At 55.5% G+C, this 24,407-nt stretch carries 24 protein-coding genes; 15 read left to right on the top strand and 9 right to left on the bottom strand.

The features are described from left to right. Window positions 1-180 precede the first annotated feature (180 nt). A complete protein-coding gene (locus HMPREF1487_RS18695; RefSeq protein WP_037030233.1) occupies window positions 181-525 on the top strand; it encodes a hypothetical protein in 345 nt (114 codons plus the stop codon). A 2-nt stretch (window positions 526-527) separates the two neighbouring features. Here HMPREF1487_RS18695 and HMPREF1487_RS18690 read toward each other — a convergent pair whose 3' ends face one another. The 3 genes from HMPREF1487_RS18690 to HMPREF1487_RS18680 all read right to left on the bottom strand — a co-directional run bounded on the left by HMPREF1487_RS18690 (window position 528) and on the right by HMPREF1487_RS18680 (window position 3,405). Further along, on the bottom strand, window positions 528-866 hold the full coding sequence (locus HMPREF1487_RS18690; RefSeq protein WP_010798266.1) for a hypothetical protein: 339 nt from the start codon (window positions 864-866) through the stop codon (window positions 528-530). Between the two features lie 120 nt (window positions 867-986). After that, window positions 987-2,531: a sensor domain-containing diguanylate cyclase gene (locus HMPREF1487_RS18685; RefSeq protein ID WP_010798265.1), complete on the bottom strand. Its 1,545-nt coding sequence runs from the start codon at window positions 2,529-2,531 to the stop codon at window positions 987-989. Window positions 2,532-2,658: 127 nt separating this feature from the next. Then, the gene (locus tag HMPREF1487_RS18680; protein ID WP_010798264.1) at window positions 2,659-3,405 is read right to left on the bottom strand and encodes a LabA-like NYN domain-containing protein; all 747 of its coding nucleotides are present in this window, start codon (window positions 3,403-3,405) and stop codon (window positions 2,659-2,661) included. Between the two features lie 283 nt (window positions 3,406-3,688). Between HMPREF1487_RS18680 and bglX the strand changes: the two genes are divergently transcribed. Beyond that, a complete protein-coding gene (gene bglX, locus HMPREF1487_RS18675) occupies window positions 3,689-5,986 on the top strand; it encodes a beta-glucosidase BglX (RefSeq protein ID WP_010798263.1) in 2,298 nt (765 codons plus the stop codon). A gap of 41 nt (window positions 5,987-6,027) precedes the next feature. Here the strand turns inward: bglX and HMPREF1487_RS18670 are convergent, their stop codons facing one another. From HMPREF1487_RS18670 to HMPREF1487_RS18645, 6 genes are all read right to left on the bottom strand, one after another. Continuing rightward, the gene (locus HMPREF1487_RS18670; protein WP_051370250.1) at window positions 6,028-7,251 is read right to left on the bottom strand and encodes a DUF445 domain-containing protein; all 1,224 of its coding nucleotides are present in this window, start codon (window positions 7,249-7,251) and stop codon (window positions 6,028-6,030) included. 122 nt (window positions 7,252-7,373) lie between these two features. Then, complete coding sequence (locus HMPREF1487_RS18665; protein WP_010798261.1) at window positions 7,374-7,649, bottom strand: peptidylprolyl isomerase; 276 nt, start codon at window positions 7,647-7,649, stop codon at window positions 7,374-7,376. Window positions 7,650-7,727: 78 nt separating this feature from the next. After that, complete coding sequence (locus HMPREF1487_RS18660; protein WP_010798260.1) at window positions 7,728-8,258, bottom strand: hypothetical protein; 531 nt, start codon at window positions 8,256-8,258, stop codon at window positions 7,728-7,730. Window positions 8,259-8,365: 107 nt separating this feature from the next. Further along, window positions 8,366-9,250 (bottom strand): 3-hydroxyisobutyrate dehydrogenase, encoded by an 885-nt coding sequence (gene mmsB, locus HMPREF1487_RS18655; protein WP_010798259.1) that lies wholly within the window; start codon window positions 9,248-9,250, stop codon window positions 8,366-8,368. Between the two features lie 37 nt (window positions 9,251-9,287). Next, window positions 9,288-10,814 carry a CoA-acylating methylmalonate-semialdehyde dehydrogenase gene (locus tag HMPREF1487_RS18650; protein ID WP_010798258.1) on the bottom strand — a complete coding sequence of 509 codons (1,527 nt, stop codon included), beginning with the start codon at window positions 10,812-10,814 and terminating at the stop codon, window positions 9,288-9,290. Beyond that, window positions 10,811-12,184 carry an MFS transporter gene (locus HMPREF1487_RS18645; protein ID WP_010798257.1) on the bottom strand — a complete coding sequence of 458 codons (1,374 nt, stop codon included), beginning with the start codon at window positions 12,182-12,184 and terminating at the stop codon, window positions 10,811-10,813. Before HMPREF1487_RS18645 ends, HMPREF1487_RS18650 begins: the two co-directional genes overlap by 4 nt. 126 nt (window positions 12,185-12,310) lie before the next feature. Here HMPREF1487_RS18645 and HMPREF1487_RS18640 point away from each other — a divergent pair, with 126 nt between their 5' ends. The 13 genes from HMPREF1487_RS18640 to HMPREF1487_RS18580 all read left to right on the top strand — a co-directional run bounded on the left by HMPREF1487_RS18640 (window position 12,311) and on the right by HMPREF1487_RS18580 (window position 24,400). Then, the gene (locus HMPREF1487_RS18640; RefSeq protein WP_196122091.1) at window positions 12,311-13,264 is read left to right on the top strand and encodes a LysR family transcriptional regulator; all 954 of its coding nucleotides are present in this window, start codon (window positions 12,311-12,313) and stop codon (window positions 13,262-13,264) included. A gap of 218 nt (window positions 13,265-13,482) precedes the next feature. Next, the gene (locus tag HMPREF1487_RS18635) at window positions 13,483-14,094 is read left to right on the top strand and encodes a paraquat-inducible protein A (RefSeq protein ID WP_010798255.1); all 612 of its coding nucleotides are present in this window, start codon (window positions 13,483-13,485) and stop codon (window positions 14,092-14,094) included. After that, window positions 14,091-14,708, top strand: a complete 618-nt coding sequence (locus tag HMPREF1487_RS18630; RefSeq protein WP_010798254.1) for a paraquat-inducible protein A — start codon at window positions 14,091-14,093, stop codon at window positions 14,706-14,708. The genes HMPREF1487_RS18635 and HMPREF1487_RS18630 overlap by 4 nt, the downstream gene beginning before the upstream one ends. Then, window positions 14,698-16,374 carry a PqiB family protein gene (locus HMPREF1487_RS18625; protein WP_010798253.1) on the top strand — a complete coding sequence of 559 codons (1,677 nt, stop codon included), beginning with the start codon at window positions 14,698-14,700 and terminating at the stop codon, window positions 16,372-16,374. The genes HMPREF1487_RS18630 and HMPREF1487_RS18625 overlap by 11 nt, the downstream gene beginning before the upstream one ends. Then, entirely contained in the window at window positions 16,371-16,982 is a 612-nt protein-coding gene (locus HMPREF1487_RS18620) for a PqiC family protein (RefSeq protein ID WP_010798252.1), read from the top strand. The genes HMPREF1487_RS18625 and HMPREF1487_RS18620 overlap by 4 nt, the downstream gene beginning before the upstream one ends. Beyond that, complete coding sequence (locus HMPREF1487_RS18615; RefSeq protein WP_010798251.1) at window positions 16,979-17,230, top strand: hypothetical protein; 252 nt, start codon at window positions 16,979-16,981, stop codon at window positions 17,228-17,230. Before HMPREF1487_RS18620 ends, HMPREF1487_RS18615 begins: the two co-directional genes overlap by 4 nt. 313 nt (window positions 17,231-17,543) lie before the next feature. Further along, on the top strand, window positions 17,544-17,981 hold the full coding sequence (locus HMPREF1487_RS18610; protein ID WP_010798250.1) for a DUF2628 domain-containing protein: 438 nt from the start codon (window positions 17,544-17,546) through the stop codon (window positions 17,979-17,981). 165 nt (window positions 17,982-18,146) lie between these two features. After that, window positions 18,147-18,875 carry a FadR/GntR family transcriptional regulator gene (locus tag HMPREF1487_RS18605; RefSeq protein WP_010798249.1) on the top strand — a complete coding sequence of 243 codons (729 nt, stop codon included), beginning with the start codon at window positions 18,147-18,149 and terminating at the stop codon, window positions 18,873-18,875. Window positions 18,876-18,996: 121 nt separating this feature from the next. Then, complete coding sequence (gene kdgD, locus HMPREF1487_RS18600) at window positions 18,997-19,908, top strand: 5-dehydro-4-deoxyglucarate dehydratase (RefSeq protein ID WP_010798248.1); 912 nt, start codon at window positions 18,997-18,999, stop codon at window positions 19,906-19,908. A 130-nt stretch (window positions 19,909-20,038) separates the two neighbouring features. Further along, complete coding sequence (locus HMPREF1487_RS18595) at window positions 20,039-21,382, top strand: MFS transporter (RefSeq protein ID WP_010798247.1); 1,344 nt, start codon at window positions 20,039-20,041, stop codon at window positions 21,380-21,382. A 100-nt stretch (window positions 21,383-21,482) separates the two neighbouring features. Next, a complete protein-coding gene (gene gudD, locus HMPREF1487_RS18590; RefSeq protein ID WP_010798246.1) occupies window positions 21,483-22,838 on the top strand; it encodes a glucarate dehydratase in 1,356 nt (451 codons plus the stop codon). Window positions 22,839-22,890: 52 nt separating this feature from the next. Beyond that, on the top strand, window positions 22,891-23,862 hold the full coding sequence (locus HMPREF1487_RS18585) for a tripartite tricarboxylate transporter substrate binding protein (protein ID WP_010798245.1): 972 nt from the start codon (window positions 22,891-22,893) through the stop codon (window positions 23,860-23,862). A gap of 64 nt (window positions 23,863-23,926) precedes the next feature. Further along, window positions 23,927-24,400, top strand: coding sequence for a tripartite tricarboxylate transporter TctB family protein (locus tag HMPREF1487_RS18580; protein WP_010798244.1), 474 nt, complete (start codon window positions 23,927-23,929; stop codon window positions 24,398-24,400). The last annotated feature ends 7 nt before the right edge of the window (window positions 24,401-24,407 follow it).

Raw genomic sequence — 24,407 nt, 5'->3', positions numbered from 1 at the left:
CCATCCAACCAAAACAAAAGCTGAACAGCCTTTAATCTTCTAGGGTGAGCCAAACGTGCAAACATCAAGGCGTTATCTGAGCGCTTTGGAACCTAGATCAAAATGATATAAAGGCAATTAGCCATTACCATTAACCCTGTGATCTAATAACCTACATTTATTGTGGAATGGAAGATCATCTTGAGTTTCACTCATGCCAGCAAGGATGCCAGCGAGTTTCGTATCGACAGTGCTGTAGCGGCCATCGATTCAGCACGCTTTCAGACATATGTCTCTGAGGTTTGCCGTCTGGCCTTGGTGCTCGATGGCAGTATTCATCCTGAATACGCAGACAAGGCACGTTATCTGATAGACCGGTTGATTCAGATCGACACTGAACTTGAAGCGCTGCTCGGTTCTGCCAAGGCGCTGATAGCCGAATCCAGAAACTATCAACGCCCAAAGCCGACCCCTGATCATGTAGAGCCGCCTTTGCAACCAGGACTGGACATACGTCCCTTCTCAGACGGCAGACGATTCGACTGACCTCAGGACGTTGCAGCTCGCATGGTGGGGCCTGGCTTGGGTAATACCCGCTTGCGCCATGTCGCCAGTTTTTCAAGCGTAATGCAATCCTGCCAGTCAGCGAGCGCAACGCCTTGATCAGCCAGGCGCTCACGTAAGTCCTTCAGGTAATGATGCAAGACGATGGGGTTGCTGAAATAAGCACTGTTCAACGGCTCGGAACTGAACAGGATGCCATTTTCCTTATCGTGAACCATGAAGCTGAAAGTTCTGTACGCCTCACCTTGTTTAAAGACGCAGCGAAGAGGCGCCAGGGCGTATCGGATCTTTCCACAAATGGCTTCGTAACGTAAATGTTGCATAGGTCCCTGCCCAACTACAGATAACTAGGTTGCGCAAAGACCTTACAGATGAGAATTAGTTCAATTTAAACAATAAACTAGGCTGTAATCTTATAGCAAAATCTCATCTATGCATGCAGATTATGCTTGATGAAAAGGCTCACGGTTCGCCTGAACCTGATTTCTGCCGTCACGTTTGGCACGGTAAAGCGCCTGATCCGCGTTCATGATGAGTTTCTTGCCGGAACACTCATCGCCACGACTAGGTACATACGCATGCACACCGCAGCTGACCGTTACATAGCCGGTTGGATTACCAGGATGCGCCAGCTTGAGCTCTCGTACATTTTCACGAATCCGCTCCGCAACCAGAACGGATCCATCCAGATCGCTTCCTGGTAGAAGTACCGAAATCTCCTCGCCACCATAGCGAACAGCAACATCGCTGGGGCGGTTGAGGCTTTTCTGGATGGCTTTGGCGACACGTTGCAGACAATCGTCGCCGCCTGGATGGCCGAAGAGATCGTTATACGTCTTGAAGTAGTCGATATCGATCATGATCAGACCGACCGGATGAGAATAACGAAGTGCACGTCCCAGCTCGGCAGGCAACAATGTATCCAGATAACGTCTGTTGGCGAGACCGGTCAGGCCGTCATGCATGGCCAACTTTTCAAGCCCCTGCTTGGCATCGACCAGGTCAGCCTCTGCCTGCATGCCGTGCTGAATCTGCCTGAGTAGTAAAAGCCCGAACATCGTCATGCCCAACAGCATCAGCGCCACCATGGCAACGGCTCTGCGCGTCTCGTCAGTCCAATTAGCCAGAACAGCTTTTTTGGACAAGGCGGCACCAATTACCAATGGATAACGCTCTAACTGGCGATAACCATACATGCGCTCAACGTTATCTACGGACGCGCGAACCACCGCGACACCTACAGGTGCGCCAGGAAGATAATTACTGAAAATCGGACCTTGCTGAATGCTTTTGTTAACGTATTCATCTTTAAAAGGACGTCGGGCGATGATCGAGCCATCGGTCAGGGCAAGAAAGATCGCGCCCTCGTCATCAAGCTTGAAACTGTCATAGAACTGTTGGAAATAGCTCATCTTGACCGTAGCCAACACAATGCCACCAAAGCTTCCATCAGGCTTGTTGAAACGCCGCGAGATCGGAATGATCCAGTTGTTGGAAGAGCGGCTGCGCACGGCATGATCAATGTGTGGCGTCAGATTGAAATTGGAGACATGCTGCTTGAAGTAGTTACGGTCCGCATTGTTACTATTGGCCGGTATCGTCGGAAAGGATGTCGCCAGCCAATCGCCCTTCTCATCATAGACGAACAATCCCTCGAGCTGTGGAAGATCTTGCACATGCCGCCTGAGCAGCATACTCATCCGAGTCATGTGCTGGGCGCTGGTGCCATCTATTTCCATACGCTCCTGCAAACCGAGCAGTACGGCATCAGCCTCGGTGAACGTATCTTCAGCATGCTGGGCCAAGGACTTTGCAAGGTTGGAGGTCATGACCTCGCCTTCGCTGATCTGGACATTTCGCGAATTCCAGACCTGCCAAGCCGTCAATGCCACCATTGACAGGCAAACCGTGACCAAAAAGAGAATCGTCAGGAGCTGTAGCGGTAACCGCTTGGCCTTCGAGTCGTACCCATTTTCGAGATCAAGCATATCTAGGCAAACCTGGAAGACCAAAAGCCTGAAACAAAGATTGCATACTGTAAGGGTTAATGCTGCAAATCACCTTAATTCATAGAGTGCAATCCTGCACCCCGAGTCACATGGCGACAGCATTAAATTACAGTCGCTGCGTTGCCAAAACTTCAAACGCCTGCTCATCCGCGTTACGTCCACGCCAGGCGAGAATCTTGCCGGGACGGAAATTACGGGAGTCAATCATCGACTTGGTCAACCTGAGCTCGCCACGCAACCAGGCCGGATCATCCGGCGAGAGTGAGGTGGGCGCCTGCTCCAGGCAGGAATAGAAGGCTCGCTGTCCATTCAGGTCGACATTCATGATCTGAATTACTCGGTCCCGAGGCTGAGCATCGCCAGCCAGAATATCGGGGATCAGATAGGCATTCAGGAACACATCGGCGATCTGGACAAGATCGCTTGAGATATTTTTGAACGCTACGACTTCCACCCGTACGCCCTTCGCCTGAAGCGCCTGTGCCAGCGCGACAAAATCACCGTCGCCTGTCACCAGCACGACCCGATCCAGCTTGTCAGCTTGGGTCAGGACATCAACGGTCAGTTCCACATCGACATTGCCCTTGCGGGACGTGCCCGTATCGTTGTTGTAGCGCTTGACCGGCTTGATCAACAACCGAAACCCGGCGCCCTGGATACGGGCGACGTGGGCAGCATGCCAGTTCGCATACTCGGGCTTCTCTTCGGCCAGCACTTCGTCGAAGGCATGATAAGCCTTGGCGATAGTGACTACGCTGGATGCCTCATAGAAACGCCTGAGCGTTTCGTAGCGCATGTAGCTGCCGCCACTTGAGCTGATATTGTCTGAATCGACGTAGATGCCTGTGCGCACGGGTAACCCTTACTGAACTGCAAACCATGACAACGTCCGATGAACGCTATCAGTATAGATCGCTAATATACCCTGCCGCGTCCATCCGCCGAAGTCACAGGTTATCAGAATGACATCACGGACCTGAAAACAGTAGCCTGTCGAACTAAAAAGACAGTCGGTCAACCGGCTGAACTCGACGCTTCAGAAATCACATGCCCGCATTTTGCTGTTATGCGAAACTGCTCACTCTTGCCGTTTCGCTGCAAGAAAGAAAGAAGAATAAAACCCTTTGAGGTGTCATTTGAAGAAGCTGTATGTGCTAGGAACCTTGGCGGCATGTTTTTGTGCTGCTGCGCTGGCTGAAACAGACCGCGCTGCCCCTTCAGTCAGGGAACATGACAAGAGTGTTTTTATCGACAAGCTCATGAAACAAATGACGCTTGAAGAAAAGATAGGCCAGCTCAACCTGGTAAGCGTTGGTCCTGACTACACCAAGGACGCCATCATGGCAGACATTCGGGCCGGTAAGGTAGGCGCGATGTTCAATACAGTCACTCGGCCCGACATTCGTCAGATGCAGGTCCAGGCGGTAGAGCACAGCCGCCTCAAGATTCCACTGTTATATGCTTATGATGTGGTGCATGGCCACCGCACCATTTTTCCTATCAACCTGGGGATGGCGTCCAGCTGGGATCTGGATGCGATTGCCTTGAGCGGGCGCATTTCAGCAGAGGAAGCCAGTGCAGACGGTCTGAATCTCACCTTCTCGCCGACAGTTGACGTCACTCGTGACCCTCGCTGGGGACGGGTTTCCGAGACGTTTGGTGAAGATAGCTACCTGACCTCAAGGATTGCCGGCACACTGATCAAGGCGTATCAGGGTGACGACCTGGCGTCTGCGCATTCGATTATGGCCAGCTTCAAGCACTTCGCGTTGTACGGCGCGACTGAAGGCGGTCGTGATTACAACACGGTCGACATGAGCCCCCAGCGCATGTTCCAGGACTATCTTGCCCCCTACAAGGCGGCGGTGGAGGCAGGCTCGGGCAGCGTCATGGTTTCCCTCAATGCCATTAACGGCATTCCTTCCACAGCCAACCGCTGGCTGCTCAAGGATCTGCTGAGAGACCAGTGGGGATTCAAGGGTCTCATCATCAGCGACCACGGCGCCATCAACGAGTTGATCCGTCACGGCGTCGCCGAAGATGGGCGCGAAGCCGCAAAACTCGCTATCAAGGCAGGCGTGGACTTGAACATGCACGACGACTTGTATGGCACCCAGCTTCCCGCCCTGCTCAAGAGCGGCGAAGTCAGCCAACAGGAAATCGACGATGCCTGCCGTTATGTACTTAGTGCCAAATATGACCTGGGCCTGTTCAAGGACCCTTATGCCTTCCTGGGCAAACCGAACGATCCGCCTTTTGATACCAACGCCGAGAGCCGCTTACACCGCGAAGCCGCGCGGGAGGTAGGCCGCAAAAGCCAGGTCCTGCTCAAGAATAAAGGCAACCTGCTTCCACTTGAAAAGAACGGTACCATTGCGGTTATCGGTCCCCTGGCCAAGAGCCAGCGCGACGTAATGGGAAACTGGTCAGCCGCCGGGATGACCCAGCAAGCCGTCTCCCTTTATCAGGGCCTGGCTAACGCGGTCGGTGACAAGGCCACACTGGTCTATGCCAAAGGCGCCAACATTACTGATGACGCCAGCATTCTTGCCTATCTGAACTCCTACGACCCTGCTGTCGAGGTGGACCACCGCTCTACCGAAGACATGATCGAGGAAGCGGTAGAGGTAGCCTCGAAAGCGGATGTCATTGTCGCCGCGGTAGGTGAGTCGCAAGGCATGGCCCATGAAGCATCCAGCCGCGCCCATATCGATATTCCGAATAATCAGCGCCGCTTGATCAGAGCCTTGAAAGACACTGGTAAGCCTCTGGTACTGGTGCTCATGAATGGCCGACCACTGGATCTGAGTTGGGAAAGCCAACAGGCCGACGCGCTACTGGAAACCTGGTTTAGTGGCACTGAGGGCGGTAACGCTATCGCCGATGTCTTGTTTGGCGATTACAACCCCTCCGGCAAGCTGCCCATGACCTTTCCACGCTCGGTTGGCCAGATACCCATCTATTACAATCACCTCAATACCGGCAGACCGTTCAATCCCAAGGACCCGGGCAAATACACGTCTCGCTATTTCGATGAGGCTAACGGACCGCTGTATCCCTTCGGCTACGGCTTGAGCTACACCACTTTCGACCTTTCCGATATAACGCTCTCCAGCGGCACGCTGCACCGAAATGGCAGATTGAAAGCCAGTGTGACGCTGAAAAATACGGGACAGCGCGCGGGCGAGACGGTTGTACAGCTGTACTTGCGAGACGTTACTGCCTCAATCAGTCGTCCGATCAAGGAGCTGAAGAATTTCCGCAAGGTCATGCTGCAACCTGGCGAAGAAGAGATTATCGACTTCGACATCAGTGAAGAAGACCTAAAATTCTACAATGCAGACCTGAAGTACGCCGCCGAGCCCGGTGCATTCAAGGTCTATATCGGACTGGATTCGGAAGAGGTAAAGGAGCAGCAGTTCCGCCTGCTTTAACCAGCTGGAAGTGCCGGGCCATCCGGCACTTCTTCACCCGGCTACCCTACCAGCAGTTGGGTGACCGTATGGATGATCAGTCCAACCAGTCCGCCTACGAGCGTGCCGTTGATACGGATGAACTGCAGGTCTCTGCCTACGTTCTTCTCAAGCTGTTCGACCAACTCGTCAGTGTTCCAGGCTTCGACTCGCTCGGCGATGTAGTCTCCCACCTGACCGCGATAACGCTCAATGACAGGAGGCGCTACCTCCTCGATCTGGTCATTGATCCATTGCCGCATAGGCGCATCCGCTGCCAGCGCAGCCCCCAGCCCTTGGGTCAGACGAATCAGGCGTCGACGTATTGAGGAATCGTCCTTGCCCAGATCATCCTGCAGCCAGTCAATCAGATCATCCCAGAGCCCTTGCAGATACTCGGCAATGGCGGGGTGCTCGATCAGCTGCATACGGACCTGCTCGCCTTTCACTCGAAATTCGGGATCGTTCTTGAGCTTCTCGATGAAGTCGGCGACATAATGGTCGAAGCGAGCCCTCATCTCATGATCCTTGTCTTCGCTGATCTCGGTAATGAGCATCGAGATCCGCTTGACGACCTTCTCGGCCGACCAGCGCCCCGCATACTCATCAAGCCGAACATAGCGCAACGCTCTGAGCTCTGAAGAGATGGCACGGGCAATCATCGCCTGAGTATCTTCGTCCCTCATCATGCGGTCGATCTCACGCAGCACATCATCGAGCATGGCCTGATGGCGCCGGTCTGCCGTCATGACATCCAGCAGCTGCCCGCTCAACAGTGCCAGGTCAACCTGCTGCAACCGAGCCGTCGCCGTGCGCTGGATAAAGCGCTGAACACGCTCATCCCGCAAGGCACCTACACCGAATCGGGCCACCCCTATCAGATGATTACCTAGGGCTTCGGCATGGTGAGGCTTTTGCAGCCAGCCGGCCAGTTGGTCGGCTGCGTTGAATTCTCTGACCTTTGCCATCAGCTGAGGGGTGGACAGGAAATTAAGACAGATGAAATCCGAAAGCTTGCGCCCTATGCCCGCCTTGTTACGTGGAATGATAGCCGTGTGAGGAATGGGCAGCCCCAGGGGATGCCTGAACAGCGCGGTAACCGCAAACCAGTCGGCGATCGCGCCAACCATCGCCGCCTCGGCAAAGGCGGCGACATACCCCCAGCCAGGATGGATGTCATGCAGTGCGGTAGCGACCGCATACAGGACAGCGGCTGCCAGCAACAGGCAGCCCGCCAGAACCTTCATGCGAAAGACTGGGGACTGCCAGCGATCGGATTTTGCAGGTGCATCAGGTGTTACAGGTTCGTTGGCCAAAACGGTCCTCGCTCGGGTCGTTGTTCCTGTCTGGGTGACTGAGCAGGCTGCGCTCAGTCCCGGTAATACACTTTGACCAGGTGATAGCCAAACTTGCTTTTGACCGGACCATGAATATCACCGACCGACTTCTTGAAAATTACCTGATCGATCACCCTGACCATCTGGCCCGGCTTGACCTCGCCAAGGTCGCCGCCCCGCTTTCCTGAAGGGCAAATCGAAAATTTCTTCGCCAGTACGTCAAAGGCCTCGCCTTTTTCAAGGCGCTTCTTGAGGGCGTCCGCCTCGTCGGATGTCTTGACCAGAATATGTTTGGCCATGGCTTTCATAAAAGGGAACCTCAGGGTCGATAATGGCCGACCCGCTGTTTATCCAGTGGAGAGATGGCAGGTTGATGACTGAACGCCTCAGTCTTCCAACGCGTTCTTTAGCGCTTCATAGGAGGGCGCCGCGTAGATGTCGAGCTCGGCGCAGAGATCCAGTACGCGCTGCACGTCATGGGTGTACACCAGAACGGCTTGCAGCTCATCATCAAGTGGCTCACTGAAATCCATCAGGGTGTAGCCACCCTTTTCCTTGTACATGCTGCTCAGCTGAACCTGGATCCGATTGAGCGCCTTGAGTGGTTCAACCTTCACCAGCTGCTTGGGTTTGATGTTGAACGGCACATTCTTGCCGAAGGAATCCATGATGTGCTGGAGCAGCTCATCGTAGCTATCGGCCTGGAACAGTACCGTTTCCGGCAAACTGCCGACTACTACCCACTCGCCCAGCGAAATCGGGAAGGTCTCGTCGTAATTGATATCCGGATTGGCTGCCAGGAACGCTTCGGGATCGGCATAAGCTTGTGCAGCTTCGTCAGCGATCCGCGCGATCTCCTCATCGCTCATACAGCCGGAGCTGATTAGGGTGATCAGTTCAAGGAGTTGGTCTTTCATGTGAGGCATCCGGAAATAATCGAATGCCTAGTGTACAGGGAGGCGCTGCCGGATGCCGACTCGCTGGCCCAGCGGCGTGGTATTACCACTGGGCCGACTGATCAGCGCTAAGGCTTGCGGTACAGCCCGATGATGCCGGAAAAGTCCTTGCCGCCCTCACCTCGCTGGCTCATGCCCTGGTAGAGCTGTTGTGCCAGCGCACCCAACAGAACCGGTTGGCGCACCTGCTTCGCCGCTTCAGTGGCAAGCCCCAGATCCTTGAGCATGAGGTCAGCCCCAAACCCACCGGTGTAGCCTCGTGAAGACGGCGCCGTCTCGATGATACCCGGCCAGGGGTTATAGGTATCCGAACTCCAGCAGCGTCCGGTAGAGGTATTGATGATGCCGGCCAGAACCTTGGTGTCGATGCCGAGCGCATCGCCCAGCGCCATGGCTTCTGCAACACCGATCATGCTGATGCCCAGCAGCAGGTTGTTACAGACTTTGGCGACCTGTCCGGTTCCGACCTCACCACAATGCACGATATTCCTACCCATATCAGAGAGTACGGGCTGTATGAGATTGAACAGCTCAGGCGTCGCGCCGACCATAAAAGTCAAGGTGCCTGCCTGCGCACCGCCGGTCCCCCCTGAAACCGGCGCATCGGCCATGGCGATTCCTCGCCCTGCCGCCACCTGGGCGACCTCCCGGGCCGTCTGAGGATCGATGGTGCTGCTGTCAACTGCTACGGCTCCGTCAGGCAGCGCCGCCAGCAGCCCCTCCTCGCCCAGGTAGACGCTGCGCACATGGGCCGCGGCAGGCAGCATGGTAATGACCAGCTCACATTCCAGTACAGCGTCCCGGGCGGAGTTTGCCGCCTTGGCGCCCGCTTCCGCCAGAGCGCCAACCGCCTGTGCGTTGACATCGAAGACCGTGAGCGCATGTCCGGCTTTCAGCAGGTTATGCGCCATCGGAGCCCCCATGTTTCCCAAACCAATAAAGGCAATACGCATGGTTATTCTCCTTCTGTAACGTTGAAGACCGCTCCGATCAACGCAAGGTAATCGTGGTATTCACCCCATCGCTGACACTGTCATCGTCGAACCAGCGGGCCGTGACGGTTTTGGTCTGGGTATAGAACTGAACAACCTGCTTACCGTAGGGCCCCAGATCACCCAATTTGGAGCCACGAGAACCGGTAAAGCTGAAGAAGGGAACCGGTACCGGAATCGGAATATTGATTCCTACCTGACCAACATCGATTTCACTTTGGAATTTGCGAGCCGCTGCACCGCTCTGGGTGAAGAGTCCGGTTCCGTTACCAAAGGGGTTGCGATTTACCAGAGCAATCGCGTCATCCAGCGTATCAACTTCGAGAGTCAGCAGGACCGGGCCAAAGATTTCTTCCGTGTAGATACGCATGTCTGTCGTAACGCCGGAAAACAGCGTAGGCCCTACGAAATTACCCTGCTCGTATCCGGGCACCTGAACATTGCGCCCGTCAAGCAGCAATGAAGCACCTTCCGCCACCCCGCTTTCGATCAGACCGAGCACACGCTCCCTGGCCTGTTTGGAGATCAGCGGACCAACGTCAGTCCCCGGTTCGGACCCGGCATTGACCTTGAGTTGTTCAGCCTTGGCCTTGAGCTCCGGCAGCCATTCGCGCGCCTTGCCTACCAGAACAGCCACCGAAGTGGCCATGCAGCGTTGGCCGGCAGCACCAAAAGCCGCACCTACCAATGCATTAAGCGTCTGCTCCTTGTTGGCATCGGGTAACACCACCGCGTGATTCTTGGCGCCCATCATCGCCTGCACGCGCTTGCCGTGCTGACCCGCCAGGTTGTAAACATGAGTACCAACGGCTGTAGACCCGACAAAGGAGACAGCCTTTATATCGGGATGAGTACACAGCGCATCGACCACGTCTTTTCCGCCGTGCACCACATTGAGCACACCGGGTGGAATGCCGGCCTCAAGCGCCAACTCGACCAGCTGCATCGTGGAAAGCGGGTCCTGCTCGGAGGGCTTGAGCACGAACGTATTGCCGCAGACGATAGCCATAGGGAACATCCACAGCGGGATCATGGCCGGGAAATTGAAGGGTGTAATGCCTGCGCAGACGCCAATGGGCTGGCGTAGCGTATAAGTATCCACCTCGCCCGCCACGTTTTCGGCAAACTCGCCCATCTGCAGACTACCCACCGAGCAGGCGTGCTCGACGACCTCCAGACCCCGGAAGATGTCACCCTCGGCATCGGCCACGGTCTTGCCCTGTTCGGCACTCAACGTTTGGGCAATGGGCTTCATATGCTCACGGATCAATGCCTGATACTTGAGCATGATGCGCATACGCGCACCGATAGGCGTACGCTTCCAGCGGGTGAACGCCTGCTGGGCAGCAGCGATAGCCGCATTGACCTCATCGGTCGTGGCAAAGGGAACACGAGCCAGCACCTGCTGAGTTGCCGGGTTGACAATATCGCGCCACTCGTGCGTTTTGGAGTCCACCCACTCACCGTTGATCAGCAGTTTGACTTGGCTGATATCAGCCTTGGCATCATTCAAGGGGGCGTTCATAGGGATTCTCCTGAGGTGGAATTGACCATGCCAACGGGGCGGGAAGCGGTAGTGGAAATAGCGGAGCGGCCGACCTGAGGATCCGGCTTCATCAGGGCCGTACAAAGCAATGCGATCGCACCCATGACCAGCAGATAGACGATGACGTATCGCGGATTGCCTTCTCCCAGCGACAGCAGCGTAGTGGCGATCATGGGTGCAAAGCCGCCGCCCAGCACGCCAGCAAACTGCACGGAAAGCGAAATTCCGCTATAGCGAATCTGCGCCGGATACTGACGGGCAAACAACAGTGACTCAGGCGCATACAGGATGGGAAACACTACGCCCACGGCCAGCACCATGGCCCACCAAACAAGCAGGGGTTCACGTGTTCCCAGCATGGCAAAGAAGGGATAAACAAAGGCGCACAACAGGAGCAGCCCGGTGAAATAGAGACGCCGCTGCCCTACCCGATCAGAGAGATAACCACAGAACGGCATGGTGACCAGGGACAGTGCGGCACCGGCGGTAATAGCATTCAGTACACTGGCGCGGGGAATCTGGAGCTGATTGGCGGCATAGGCCAGCGCAAAGGTGACCGCCATATAGAACCAGGCGTTTTCAGCCGTGCGGGCGCCGATGATGGCCAGAGTTTCCCGAGGGTGCTCCTTGAGCACTGTAAACAAGGGGACCTTGACCTTGCGCCCCTCCTGCTTGAGCCGTTCGAAGTCAGGCGACTCCGCCACCTTTACCCGGATCAGCCAGCCAATACCCAGCAGTACCACACTGGCCAGGAATGGCAGCCGCCACCCCCAGGCCAGCATATCTTCCTCTGGTAAAGTAGCCACCGCACCCATGGCCAGCGAGGCCAGTACCAAGCCTGCTCCAACACCAGTCTGCGGCAGGCTGCCATAAAAGCCTTTTTTGCCCTCCGGCGCATGCTCGACCGCCATCAGCACGGCGCCGCCCCACTCGCCCCCTACGGCCATGCCTTGCAGAAAGCGCATGACTACCAACAGCAAGGCTGCCCAGTAGCCGATCTGGTCATAGGTGGGAATCAGGCCGATGGCGATGGTAGGAACGCCCATCAACATGAGCGTCAACAATAACATGGATTTTCGCCCAATCCGGTCACCGAAATGACCAAACACGATGCCGCCCATGGGACGACCAAGAAACCCCACAGCGTAGGTGGCAAAGGCAGCCAGTACGCCACTCATGGGATCGAGGGCAGGAAAGAACAGCTTATTGAAGACCAATGCCGCAGCAGTGCCGTAGAGGAAAAAGTCATACCACTCAATGGTGGTTCCGGCCATGCTGGCCAACCCGGCGATCCGATAGTGCTTGCGACCAGATGAGGTCGCTCTGGGTGATGGCGTGCCTGTAGTCATAAACGCCTCCGCTTATTGTTGTTGTGCGAGGTGTCATCAGCCGGAATCGCGTTCTGGCGCTTGCGGCTGTTTCGGAGTATAGATGTGCAAACTTCCGATAAGAACGCACAAAAAAGCCGGACCGATATGCAAAAAAATCTCATGTCCCCTGCCGCACTTGACTGGGACGATCTCAAGTTTTTCCTGGAGGTAGCCCGGACACGAACGGCTACCGGCGCGGCCCGTAGGCTGGCGGTGGACTACACGACGGTGTCACGCCGTATCCGTATTCTGGAGCAGACGCTAGGCGCCTTACTGTTTGAAAAATCACGCAGCAGCGGCTTTGCAATGACCACCGAGGGCCAGCGGCTCCTGGGCTATGCAGAGGCTATCGAGAGCACGCTGCAATCGGCCTGTGAAGAGGTCGCCGGTGCAGGGCTGTCCCTGTCGGGACATGTCCGAATTGGCTCCACAGAAGGGTTCGGCAGCTTCTTCATCGCGCCGCAAGTCAGCCATTTTCAGCAAACCTATCCAAGCCTGACGGTCGATGTCTTGCCGGTTCCGCATTTCATCAGCCTGTCCAAACGTGAGGCAGACATTGCCATTACCCTGGAGCGGCCTGAACGAGGGCCTTACGTCTGCACGAAACTGTGTGATTACCAGCTCAAGCTCTATGCGACTCCGGGCTATCTAGAGCGGCACGGCCCCATTCATGATCGGAGCGATCTGGCTGAGCATACCTTTATCACCTATGTAGATGATCTCGCTTTTAGCCCGGAGCTGTTGTATTTGGAACACGCTGTTCCAAGCGCTCGATCGGTGTTACGCAGCACCAGTGTAATCGCTCAATATACGGCGGCGCTTCAGGGACGCTCGCTGGCGATCTTGCCCTGCTTTCTGGCCGGCCCGGATCTCCGTTTGCAACCGCTGCTTGCGGAGGAAATCCAAATAACACGGCATTTCTGGATGTATTGTCAGGAGGATTTGCGGGCATTGAAGCGCGTTACGCTACTTTGGGACTACCTCAAAGCCTGCGCCGAACTGAACGAACCACTGTTAAGCGGCGCCTCCAGTGAAATGAGATTCATCGATCCTTCGTGACCTACAGCGTATCTAACGCTTCTACCACCCACAGGTTTTTACCGGTCATATGAAACAAGTACGGTGCTCTATGTGTCCTTGTTACAAAATCGACAACGCACCGTTTCGAACACCCATACAGCGAAACGGCCTAACGCAGTATCCTAACGATCAGGTGCTGGTCGACGGGTCGGCGTTTCCACACTTCACCGAAACCTATCCAATGCACACCATCAGCCATGCCTCAACACCCTGACTGGATCATCTGCGAGCACTGCGATTCGGTCTACCATCGGCGCCCACTCGCGCGGGGCGAAGCTGCCCGCTGCGTGCGTTGCGATGCCGTGATCGAGCGCAGCAGACGGCTCAATGTCGAACAGTTGTTCGCCCTTACGCTGGCAGCTGGCATCCTGTTCATATTGGCCAACGTCTTCCCCATCATGCACATCAGCTTGCAAGGGCTGAGCAACGAGGCCACGCTCTGGGAATCTGTCGAGGCATTGGCTCAAGGTCGTATTACGTTGATTGCGCTGGTGGCAGGCCTGGCGATTATCTTCGCGCCGCTGTTTCAGATTCTGCTGCTGGGCTGGGTGCTGGGTTACGCTTATGTGGGCGAAATGGCCCCTGGTTTCAGGGCCTGTATGCGGGCGCTTGAGCATTTACGACCCTGGAGCATGCTGGAGGTCTGCCTGCTTGGCATTCTCGTAGCCATTATCAAACTGGCCGGTATGCTCAACGTTTCGCCTGGCGTCGGCTTATGGGCTATGGCCATGCTGACGGTGCTGATTATTCTCATTGCCGGTCGTGACATCCGCTACCTCTGGGATGATCTGGAGGTGCCGGTTATATGAATAAACCGCCCTACGCGCGCGAACTCAAGGTTTGCCTGTGCCATACCTGTGGATTTGTCTGCCCTGAGGGAGCGCATGAATGCCCGCGCTGCTATTCCCCGGTTCATACGCGCAAACCCAACAGCATCGCCCGTACCTGGGCCTTTCTGCTTGCTTCGATCATCTTTTATGTGCCGGCCAATGTCCTGCCGGTGATGTATACCAGCATGTTCAGCGGGGGCAGTGAAAATACGATCATGAGCGGTGTCATCGAGTTCTGGCAGCACGGCTCATGGGACATCGCTATCCTGATTTTCATTGCCAGCGTTGCCGTGCCTTGCATGAAATTTTGCGTCCTGGGTACTTTGCTGATTACCTGTCAAAGGCGCAGCCGCTGGGCCATGCGCGAACGGGCCAAGCTTTATCGCTTCGTAGAGCTGATCGGCTATTGGTCGATGCTCGATGTATTGGTCGTGGCCTTGGTGGCTGCGCTAGTTCAATTCCGAGCCTTGAGCACGATCGAGCCCCGTCTGGGTATCCTGTTCTTTGGCCTGGTTGTTGTGTTGACCATGCTGTCTGCCATGAGCTTTGATCCGCGCCTGATCTGGGACGCTGAGGTAAATGATGTCGAATAACCCGAACACTGCTTTTCCAACCCCTGGCACGCCTCAGATCAGAAAGCGGCGCTTCAGTATTTCTCTGGTCTGGCTGGTCCCGATCGTGGCGGCTCTGGTAGGGCTATCCATGGTCGTCAACAGCTGGTTGCGGGCAGGTCCTCAGGTCAACGTCAGTTTTCAGACGGCTGAGGGGCTTGAAGCAAACAAGACCCAGGTAAAGTACAAGAACGTGGTAATCGGTACGGTTACCCGGATCGCCCTCAGCGAAGACCGCACCCACGTTACCGCCACGATTGACCTGGATAAGTCAGCCGAACCCTTTACCCGCGAGGATACCCAGTATTGGGTGGTCCGTCCGCGTATCGGCGCCAACGGGGTTTCCGGTGTAGACACACTGCTCTCCGGCCCCTTCATCGGTGCGGACGCTGGCCGTTCCGACGTGACCAAAAAAGATTTCGTCGGACTGGAAAACCCTCCTCCTGTCACCTACGGGCAAAGGGGCAAGCGCTTTACCCTTCATACCGACGATCTTGGCTCATTGGATATTGGCTCGCCGGTCTACTATCGCCGCATTCAGGTAGGCCAGGTCATCTCGTATAACCTGACGGAAGATGGCAAAGGGGTAGATGTTCAGGTGTTCGTCAATTCGCCCAACGATGCGTTTGTGACCGACGATACCCGCTTCTGGAATGCCAGCGGCATTGACGTCTCGGTTGATGCCAGCGGCCTGAAGGTCAACACCCAGACGATCCCCTCCATTCTGGCGGGCGGCATTGCCTTCCGGGAGCCTAATTACAGCCCGGACGCCAAACCAGCTCCAGAGCACTACGAGTTCACGCTCTATAACGACCAGCAGACGGCACTGGCGCCTCCCTCCGGCGAACCTCGGTTTATTCGCCTGCGGTTCAATCAGTCCTTACGCGGACTTGCGGTGAATGCTCCCGTGGAGTTCCTGGGGGTGAATATCGGCCGGGTTGTCTCAGTGGATCTTGATTATGACCCCAAAACGCAGCGGTTCCCGACTACGGTAGGTGCAGTGGTCTATCCGCAGCGTCTGGGCAGTGCCCATGACAAGCTGGTCAAGCAGATCGGCGGTGAAAGCGAAGAGCAATCCGCTCAACTGATCAAGCGTCTGGTCGAGCAAGGTCTGCGAGCCCAGGCCCGCACGGGCAACCTTCTGACAGGACAGCTTTATATTGCGCTGGATTTCGAACCCAAGGCGGCCAAGGTCAGCTTCAACCCCAACAGTCGTCCTCTTGAGATTCCGACGGTTCCAGGCGGGTTCGATAAGCTACAGGAGCAGCTGCAGGCTATGGTCGACAAGATCAGCAAGCTACCTATCGACTCGATTGCCAACAACCTGAACGGCAGCCTGAACGAGTTGCAGAAAACGATGAAACAGGTCAATGGCGATGTGTTGCCGCAAATGCGAGGTACGCTCGAGGAGCTGCAAAACACGCTCAAGACTGCCAACGAAACGTTGGATGAAGATTCGCCGGCACGTCAGCAGGTCAACCAAGCCATGGACGAGGTCCAGCGAACCGCTCGCTCCGTGCGTGTACTGACCGATTATCTGAGCCGCCATCCCGAGTCGCTGATTCGTGGCCGTACCGAGGAAGCGGCGCCCGGCTCCTATAAAGGGAAGTCATCCTCTCGAGACATTGAAATGGAGTCCCAGCCATGACCCTTCGCTTATCGCTGGCTGCAATAGCGGCCACGCTGGGGCTTGCCGCGTGCAGCTCAGCCCCTACGCATTACTACACACTACTGCCTCCCCTGTCTGGCCAGGCGGCTTCTCACACCGCCTCCGCAGCGTTTCAGTTCGAGCTTGCGCCTGTGCGCATGCCTGTGCAGGTTGACCAGCCTCAACTGGTGGTGAGGCAAAGCAATGGTAGCCTCGCCATTCTGGAGTCCGAACGCTGGAGCGCGCCGCTTGGCGATGAATTTCATGACGCACTGGCAGGTCAGCTTGAGCAACAGCTCGGCGTCCGGGATCTGGCAGGACTTCCCAAAACCTCCGGCAAGCCGGTGTTGACGCTACGCACTGATGTACGCCGCTTCGACATGCTGCCCGAGCGGTATGCCTTGATTGATGTAGTCTGGAGCCTTAACCTGAGAAGCGAAGGTAGCCCACGCCGAACGTTGACCTGCAGCAGTATCATTCGCGAGCCTGCCGGCATGGAGCTTGAAAGCCTCGTCATAGCCCATCAGAAGGCTATTGCTACTCTAGCCAAAACCATTGCGCAAACCGCGCAGCGTTGGAACGAACTGCCGACTACAGAATGCCCATGATAATCGATTGGTACCTGCGTATCCGCCACGCCTGCTCACAAACCAGTGTCTTTGAAGTCTGTTTTGCTTTCGGCACAGCATTTGTCCTTTTATTCCTGCCTGTCGAGCAAGCAAGCGGCTTGGCCAAGCGCCTGCGAGAGCATAGCGCCTATTTTGTAGAGAGTACGTCCTTTTCGAGCGATGTACTCTTTAGTCTTGGCAGTGAAGTGAACTACCAAACCGGAACGTTAACCAGCTGCGGCATGTAAGCCACGCCTCTATATAAGGGGCTAAAACGCCCTCTTGTACCTACTGCCTGTTTACTCAGACCTTACGGCTGATGATCCCTTCTCACAGGCAGCAGGCTTTCTGCCTGTGTAGCCCCTGCTGTTTGAACCAGGCCTCCTTTCAATACGTTCAAATAAGCGTTTTGAGACGGGATAGAAACCGAACCTCCCATCGCCTCGGTATGTTCGCCCTCCTTCGCCATGCACGGGCTTATGTCAAGCCGCACACGTGCGGGTGAACCTCACGGCTACCCCCTTTGTAAAAAATACAGGCTACATGCCAAGGAGTAACAATATGGACACCACGGAACCCTCCAGAGAAGCATCATATCCGCCAAAATGGCAAGAGCGTTTCGCCTTTTACGAAACCTATGGTGCACCTAAAACCGCTACATGCAAAAAGGCATTCAAGGAGCTTCCTTTTCGAAAGAAGCTCCTGATCATTAGATGCTGGCCAGCCTTTTTTCTCGGACCTTTCTATTTGATTTTTGCTTTAGGTTTAAAGAAAAAAGGTTTAGCCATGTTAGGCATTGCCTTCTCTACCGGCTTACTTGAACTTTTATTTCAGGAGCTGACGGGGATTGATGTACCCCAAGCGCTTGACTTTGGCATTAGCATAGGCTTTGCGATTGCTAACTCAATGATTGCCAATTACGCCTATTACCTTAAAGAAATGAAAAATACGCAGAGCTGGAATCCGTGGGAAGGTTTCTCGGCTTTCGGATGGATTTAGGCGGGCTAGCTCTCTCCGCTTGGAAGACTTCGGTTTTTACAACGACGTTGGTTATTTATCAAAATAGCCAACGTACCTCTACTGCAAAACCTCTTTACAGCGCTAAACTTGTCAGACATCTTATAGGTAGACCGGATAACTAATCTAAATAAGAAGGTGTTCCAGATGCATTCCGAGCCTGTTTTTCTCGCCAAACGCTCGCATAATCTTTCGCAGGAGCTGGCCAATATTCTCGATAGCCAGATACGCGATGGCCAGCTTAGCCCTGGCGCAAAACTGCCTTCCGAAGCGCAAATCATGAAGGCTCATGGCGTGAGTCGCTCGGTTGTTCGTGAAGCGCTTTCCCACCTTCAGGCAAACGGCAAGGTAGTCACCCGGCAAGGTATCGGCACATTTGTCTGCGAGCCCATTATTCGGCTATCAGGCATGATTGATCCCTCCAGTGTAGAGACACTGCAGGATGTTCTTTCAGTCGTTGAAGTCCGAATCAGCCTTGAGTCCGAAGCGGCAGCCCTGGCAGCACAAAGACGCTCAGAGGCCCATCTGACGCAGTTTAGAGCTCTGCTCGACCGTATGCAGGCACGGGCAAGAGCGTCCTCTCCCTCAGAGGATCTCGACATGGAAATGCACCTTTTGATCGCCCAGGCAACCGGTAATCGCTACTTTACAGAGATCATGAGCTGCCTTAGCCGAGAACTCATTCCACGTATGCGCCTGAACAAAGCCTTTAATGAAAGTTCGCTGTCCCAAGCCTATCTTGAGCGGCGCGATGCCGAACATGAAGACATCTATAACGCCATTGCCCGGCAGGATGCCATTGGTGCTGCGGCAGCTATGCGTCTGCACCTTAGTAACAGCCGAGAACGATTGGTAAAAGTGATGCAGTCACTTTAGAAGGGCCAGCTGCAATCAAAAAATAAGCAAAAGAGCATCATACCCACTTGTATGACGACTGATGAGAGGTTAGGCTAAATCCACAACAACAAACCTCATGGCTCTCAGCAGGGTGCAATACATGAATCCGCAAGAACTCAAGCACACCCTTTCATCCGGATTGCTGTCCTTTCCGGTAACCGATTTCGATGCGCAGGGCGATTTCCGCCGCGATACCTACATCAAGCGCCTGGAATGGCTGGGGCCCTACGGCGCTAGCGCCCTGTTTGCGGCCGGCGGCACCGGTGAGTTCTTCTCGCTGGACCAGAAGGAATACTCCGACATCATCAAAACGGCCGTGGACACCTGCAAGGGCATGGTCCCGATTCTGGCCGGTGCCGGTGGCCCAACCCGCGTGGCGATCCAGCAGGCTCAGGAAGCCGAGCGCCTGGGCGCCCAGGGCATCCTGCTGCTGCCGCACTACCTGACCGAAGCCAGCCCTGAAGGCGTGGCCGCGCATGTCGAGGCGGTGTGCAAGTCCGTCAAGTTTGGCGTGGTGGTGTACAACCGTAACGTCTGCCGTTTGAAGCCTGACCAGCTGGAAATGCTGGCCGAGCGCTGCCCCAACCTGATCGGCTTCAAGGATGGCATGGGTGACATCGAGCTGATGGTCTCCATCCGCCGTCGCCTGGGTGATCGCTTCACCTACCTGGGCGGTCTGCCGACCGCTGAAGTCTATGCCGCGGCCTACAAGGCGCTGGGTGTACCAGTGTACTCCTCGGCGGTGTTCAACTTTGTTCCCAAGACGGCCATGGACTTCTACAAGGCCATTGCTGCGGATGACCACGAGACCGTGGGCAAGCTGATCGATGACTTCTTCCTGCCGTACCTGGACATCCGTAACCGCTGCGCAGGCTATGCGGTAAGCATCGTCAAGGCGGGTGCGAAGATCGCAGGTTACGATGCCGGTCCGGTACGCGCACCGTTGACCGACCTCAAGCCTGACGAGTACGAGCGTCTGGCTGCGCTGATGGACAAACTCGGTCCGCAGTAAGCATTTGGGCCGGTTGCGTGCCCCCTACGCAGCGTATTGCAACCGAGCCTGTTTTACAGCCAAGGGCGGTCCGCCCCGCCCTTTTTGACAATGCAGTACCCGCCACAACAATAAAAGTGGGAGAGCATTCATGAGCCATACCGCTCAATCGGCTGTATCAGCCGACGTTCTGGCGAGCGCAGTCGCCAAGGTAAAGCGACACGTCCTACCACTGTTCATCATCATGTTCATCGTCAATTACATTGATCGCGTGAACATCGGGTTTGTCAAAAACCATCTTCAAACTGACCTGGGCATTGGTGTAGCCGCCTATGGTCTGGGCGCTGGTCTGTTCTTTGTCGGCTATGCGCTGTTTGAGGTCCCCTCCAACATCCTGCTGCAACGGGTTGGCGCACGCGCCTGGCTGACACGCATCATGGCCACCTGGGGCATCGTGGCTGCCATGATGGCCTTTATCCAGAACGAAACGCACTTTTATATCCTGCGCTTTCTGCTCGGTGTGGCCGAAGCGGGCTTCTTTCCGGGTGTCATCTACTACTTTACTCGCTGGCTACCCGGTGCCGAGCGCGGCAAGGCCATTGCGCTATTCCTTTCCGGATCGGCTATCGCCTCGATCATTTCCGGCCCGGTAACAGGCGCCCTGCTGCAAATCGAGGGGCTGGGCCTGCACGGTTGGCAATGGATGTTTTTGATCGAGGGGCTTTTCTCCGTTGCGCTGTGCGGCTTTGTCTGGTTTTGGCTGGACTCACTGCCCCATGATGCCAAATGGCTAAAGCGCGAAGAGCAGGATGCTCTGGTATCAACCATTGAGGATGAGCAACGTCAGCGGGAACAGGCACAGACGGTTAAACCGACTCTGATGCAACTGCTCAAAGACTCCCAGATCATGCTGTTCTGCGTGATTTACTTTGCCATCCAGCTGACCATCTATGCCGCCACGTTCTGGTTGCCCAGCATCATCAAGAAAATGGGCAACATCAGCGACTTTGAGGTCGGGTTGTTCAACTCCGTACCCTGGCTGATCTCCATTGTGGCCATGTATGCCTTCGCCTCGCTTTCGGCACGCTGGAAATTCCAGCAGGCCTGGGTTGCCGTTGCCCTCCTGGTAGCGGCGGCAGGCATGTTCATGTCGACCACAGGCGGCCCCATCTTTGCCTACGTTGCCATCTGCTTTGCCGCCATCGGCTTCAAGTCCGCATCCTCATGCTTCTGGCCGATTCCCCAGGCGTACCTGGATGCTCGCATCGCAGCAGCCGTATTGGCCCTCATCAACTCGCTGGGCAACCTGGGTGGCTTCGTTGCACCGACTGTCTTCGGCATCCTTGAAGAGCGGACCGGTTCAATCCAGGGCGGCCTTTATGGCTTGGCGGCTACGTCCATCCTGGCGGCCATCGTGGTGTTCTTTGCCCGGACCAAGCCCAAAGGACAGAAACCAGACGCTGGCAGCACAGGCCTGGAACTCAAGCCCGTTTAACTCCCACTACGCCCGGCTTTACCGCTGGGCGTTACCTAAACAAGCGTACCGGCAGTACTCCACTGCCTGCCACAAGAATAAAGCGTGAAGAGGAATAGGTATGAACGTACAGGTCACTCATGAGGCTCTCACACAAGCGCCCGTCATCACCGACATGCAGGTCGTTCCGGTTGCAGGACACGATGGCATGCTGCTCAACCTCAGCGGCGCGCATGGTCCGTTCTTTACTCGCAATATCGTTATCCTGAAAGACAATGCAGGTCATGTTGGCGTGGGTGAGGTACCCGGCGGCGAAAAGATCCGGCAGACCCTTGAAGATGCTCGTGCACTCATTGTTGGGCAGACCGTTGGTACCTATAACAACATCCTTAATCAGATGCGCCGTACGTTCGCGGATCGTGATGCTGCCGGTCGAGGCCTACAGACATTTGACCTGCGCATCACCATTCATGCCGTAACAGCTGTAGAAGCCGCCCTATTGGACCTGCTCGGTCAGCACCTGGGCGTTCCGGTTGCCGCCCTGCTGGGCGAAGGTCAGCAGCGCGACGCTGTAGAAATGCTGGGTTATTTGTTCTACGTAGGCGACCGCAACAAGACCAATCTTCCCTACCGCAGCGAGCCAGAGGCCGATAATGACTGGTTCCGTGTGCGCCATGAGGAAGCCCTGACCCCGGAAGCTGTGGTGCGCCTGGCCGAAGCAGCCCATGCCCGCTACGGCTTCAACGACTTCAAACTCAAGGGCGGCGTGCTGCGCGGCGAAGAAGAAATGGAAGCGGTGACGGCTCTGGCTGAACGTTTCCCCGAAGCGCGGATCACGCTGGACCCGAACGGTGCCTGGTCACTCAAGGAGGCGATCGCTCTTTGCCGTGACAAGCATGACGTACTGGCCTATGCCGAAGATCCCTGTGGAGCAGAGGATGGCTACTCCGGCCGTGAGGTGATGGCTGAGTTCCGTCGCGCCACAGGCCTTCCGACTGCTACCAACATGATTGCGACCGACTGGCGTCAGATGGGTCATGCTATCCAGCTGCAGTCCGTGGATATCCCGCTGGCCGACCCGCATTTCTGGACGATGCAAGGTTCAGTTCGTGTTGCGCAAATGTGCAATGACTGGGGCCTGACCTGGGGTTCGCACTCCAACAATCACTTTGATATTTCCCTGGCCATGTTCACCCACGTCGCTGCGGCCGCGCCAGGAAAAATCACAGCCATCGATACACACTGGATCTGGCAGGACGGTCAGCGCCTGACCAAGGAGCCTTTCCAGATCAAGGGCGGTCTGGTCGCTGTTCCGCAAAAGCCGGGACTGGGCGTCGAGATCGACATGGATCAGGTTGCCAAGGCCCACGAGCTGTACAAAGGCATGGGACTGGGCGCACGGGATGATGCTGTCGCCATGCAGTTCCTCGTGCCGAACTGGACATTCAATAACAAGCGTCCTTGCATGGTCCGCTGAATTTGTTCGTTCCATCAATACACGCAGCATAGCCGTACCTTGGAGTAAAACAATGAAAAAAGCTTTATGCGCCTCCCTTCTGACTGCATTCGTTTCACTCACTGCAAGCAGTGCTTTTGCTGCGGAGGAAACCAAGTGGCCTACTCGTCCGGTACAGGTCATTGTGCCTGCCAGTGCGGGCGGTGATACGGATTTCAACGCCCGCACTATGGCTAAGTACTTTACCCAGATCACGGGTAAATCGATGGTCATTACCAACATGGGCGGAGGTGGCGGCTCTGTAGCTACCTCCCAGGTCAAGAATGCCGAGCCCAACGGCAATACGATCCTGTTTGCTCACGTCGGCCAACTGATTGTCAACGAGGTTTCCGGCCTAGTGGATTACAGCTATGACGCCTTCGACATATCCAGCATCGCTGCGGTAGACAAAGGAGCCGTATTTGTATCGGGTAAGCCATCCGGCGTCGACTCGCTGGACGCACTAATCGAAAAAGCCAAGGCAAAACCTAATAGCGTTATCTATGGAACAGAGCTGGGCGGCTTCTCGCACTTGCAGGGACTTATCTTCCAGAAGCTTGCCGGGGTACAACTTAAGATGGTTGATACTGGTTCGGCAGCTGAGAAAGTCACTTCCCTGCTTGGCGGCCGTATCGATATGTCTGCAGTGAGCTATGGCGCCGTACAGGACTATGTCAAAACCGGCGATATGCATATCCTGGCGCAGCCTAACGAAGAGCCGAACCCGCTTTTGGGTGATGTAAAGACCTTCAAGTCTCAGGGTATCGACTTTGTCATGGATAAGCCCTACATCATCGCCTTTCCCAAAGGGACGGACCCAGCCATCGTTAAGAAAATGGCTGACGTCATGAAGCAGATTACTGAATTGCCTGCTTATGCGAAAGATCTTGAGCAGGGCTTCAAGCAGCCGGTCAGCTACTACAATACTGAACAGGCTGTTGCTCGTCTGAAGGAAACGCGCGAAACGTTCATGCAGTACAAGGATATGTTGCAGCAAAACAAGTAAGCCACCCTGCCAGCCAGGCTCGTCAATCGAGCCTGGCGCTGCTGTTTCCATGTGAGGACGTTATATGGAAAGCCACAAGAAAAAAGAGCTTGTGATCGGCGTGGTTATGCTTGGCGCTGGTCTGATTTACCTGTTCATGACAATGAACCTACCCCGCAAAGGTTTTGTTGACGCCGCCTTTGTACCTTATGCCCTCTCTATGATGATGTGCCTGTTAGGCGTAATGCAGTTGATTGCCAGCAGAAAGCCGGCCAACCCTGAGGGGGACAACGAAAGCGTCAGTGCTCCGGCTGATTATGCAACTGTATTGAAGACGCTGGGGTTGATTGTTCTTTATGCGGCCCTGCTGGATACAGTAGGTTTTCTCGTGATCACCGCGCTGTATCTCTATCTACAGTTCATCGTACTGACACCCGCCAGCCACCGTGTCAAACATGTGAACTATCTGATCATTGCCGTTATCGCCTCAACCTCTATCTATTTCATCTTCCGCCATGGCTTCGATCTGATGCTACCGGCCGGATTCCTGGACCTATAAGGAGACG

This window comes from Pseudomonas sp. HPB0071, assembly GCF_000478505.2.
GTDB lineage: Bacteria > Pseudomonadota > Gammaproteobacteria > Pseudomonadales > Pseudomonadaceae > Chryseomonas > Chryseomonas luteola.
Note: the sequence above shows the minus strand (reverse complement) of the source record. Positions and strands in the feature narration are given on the sequence as shown.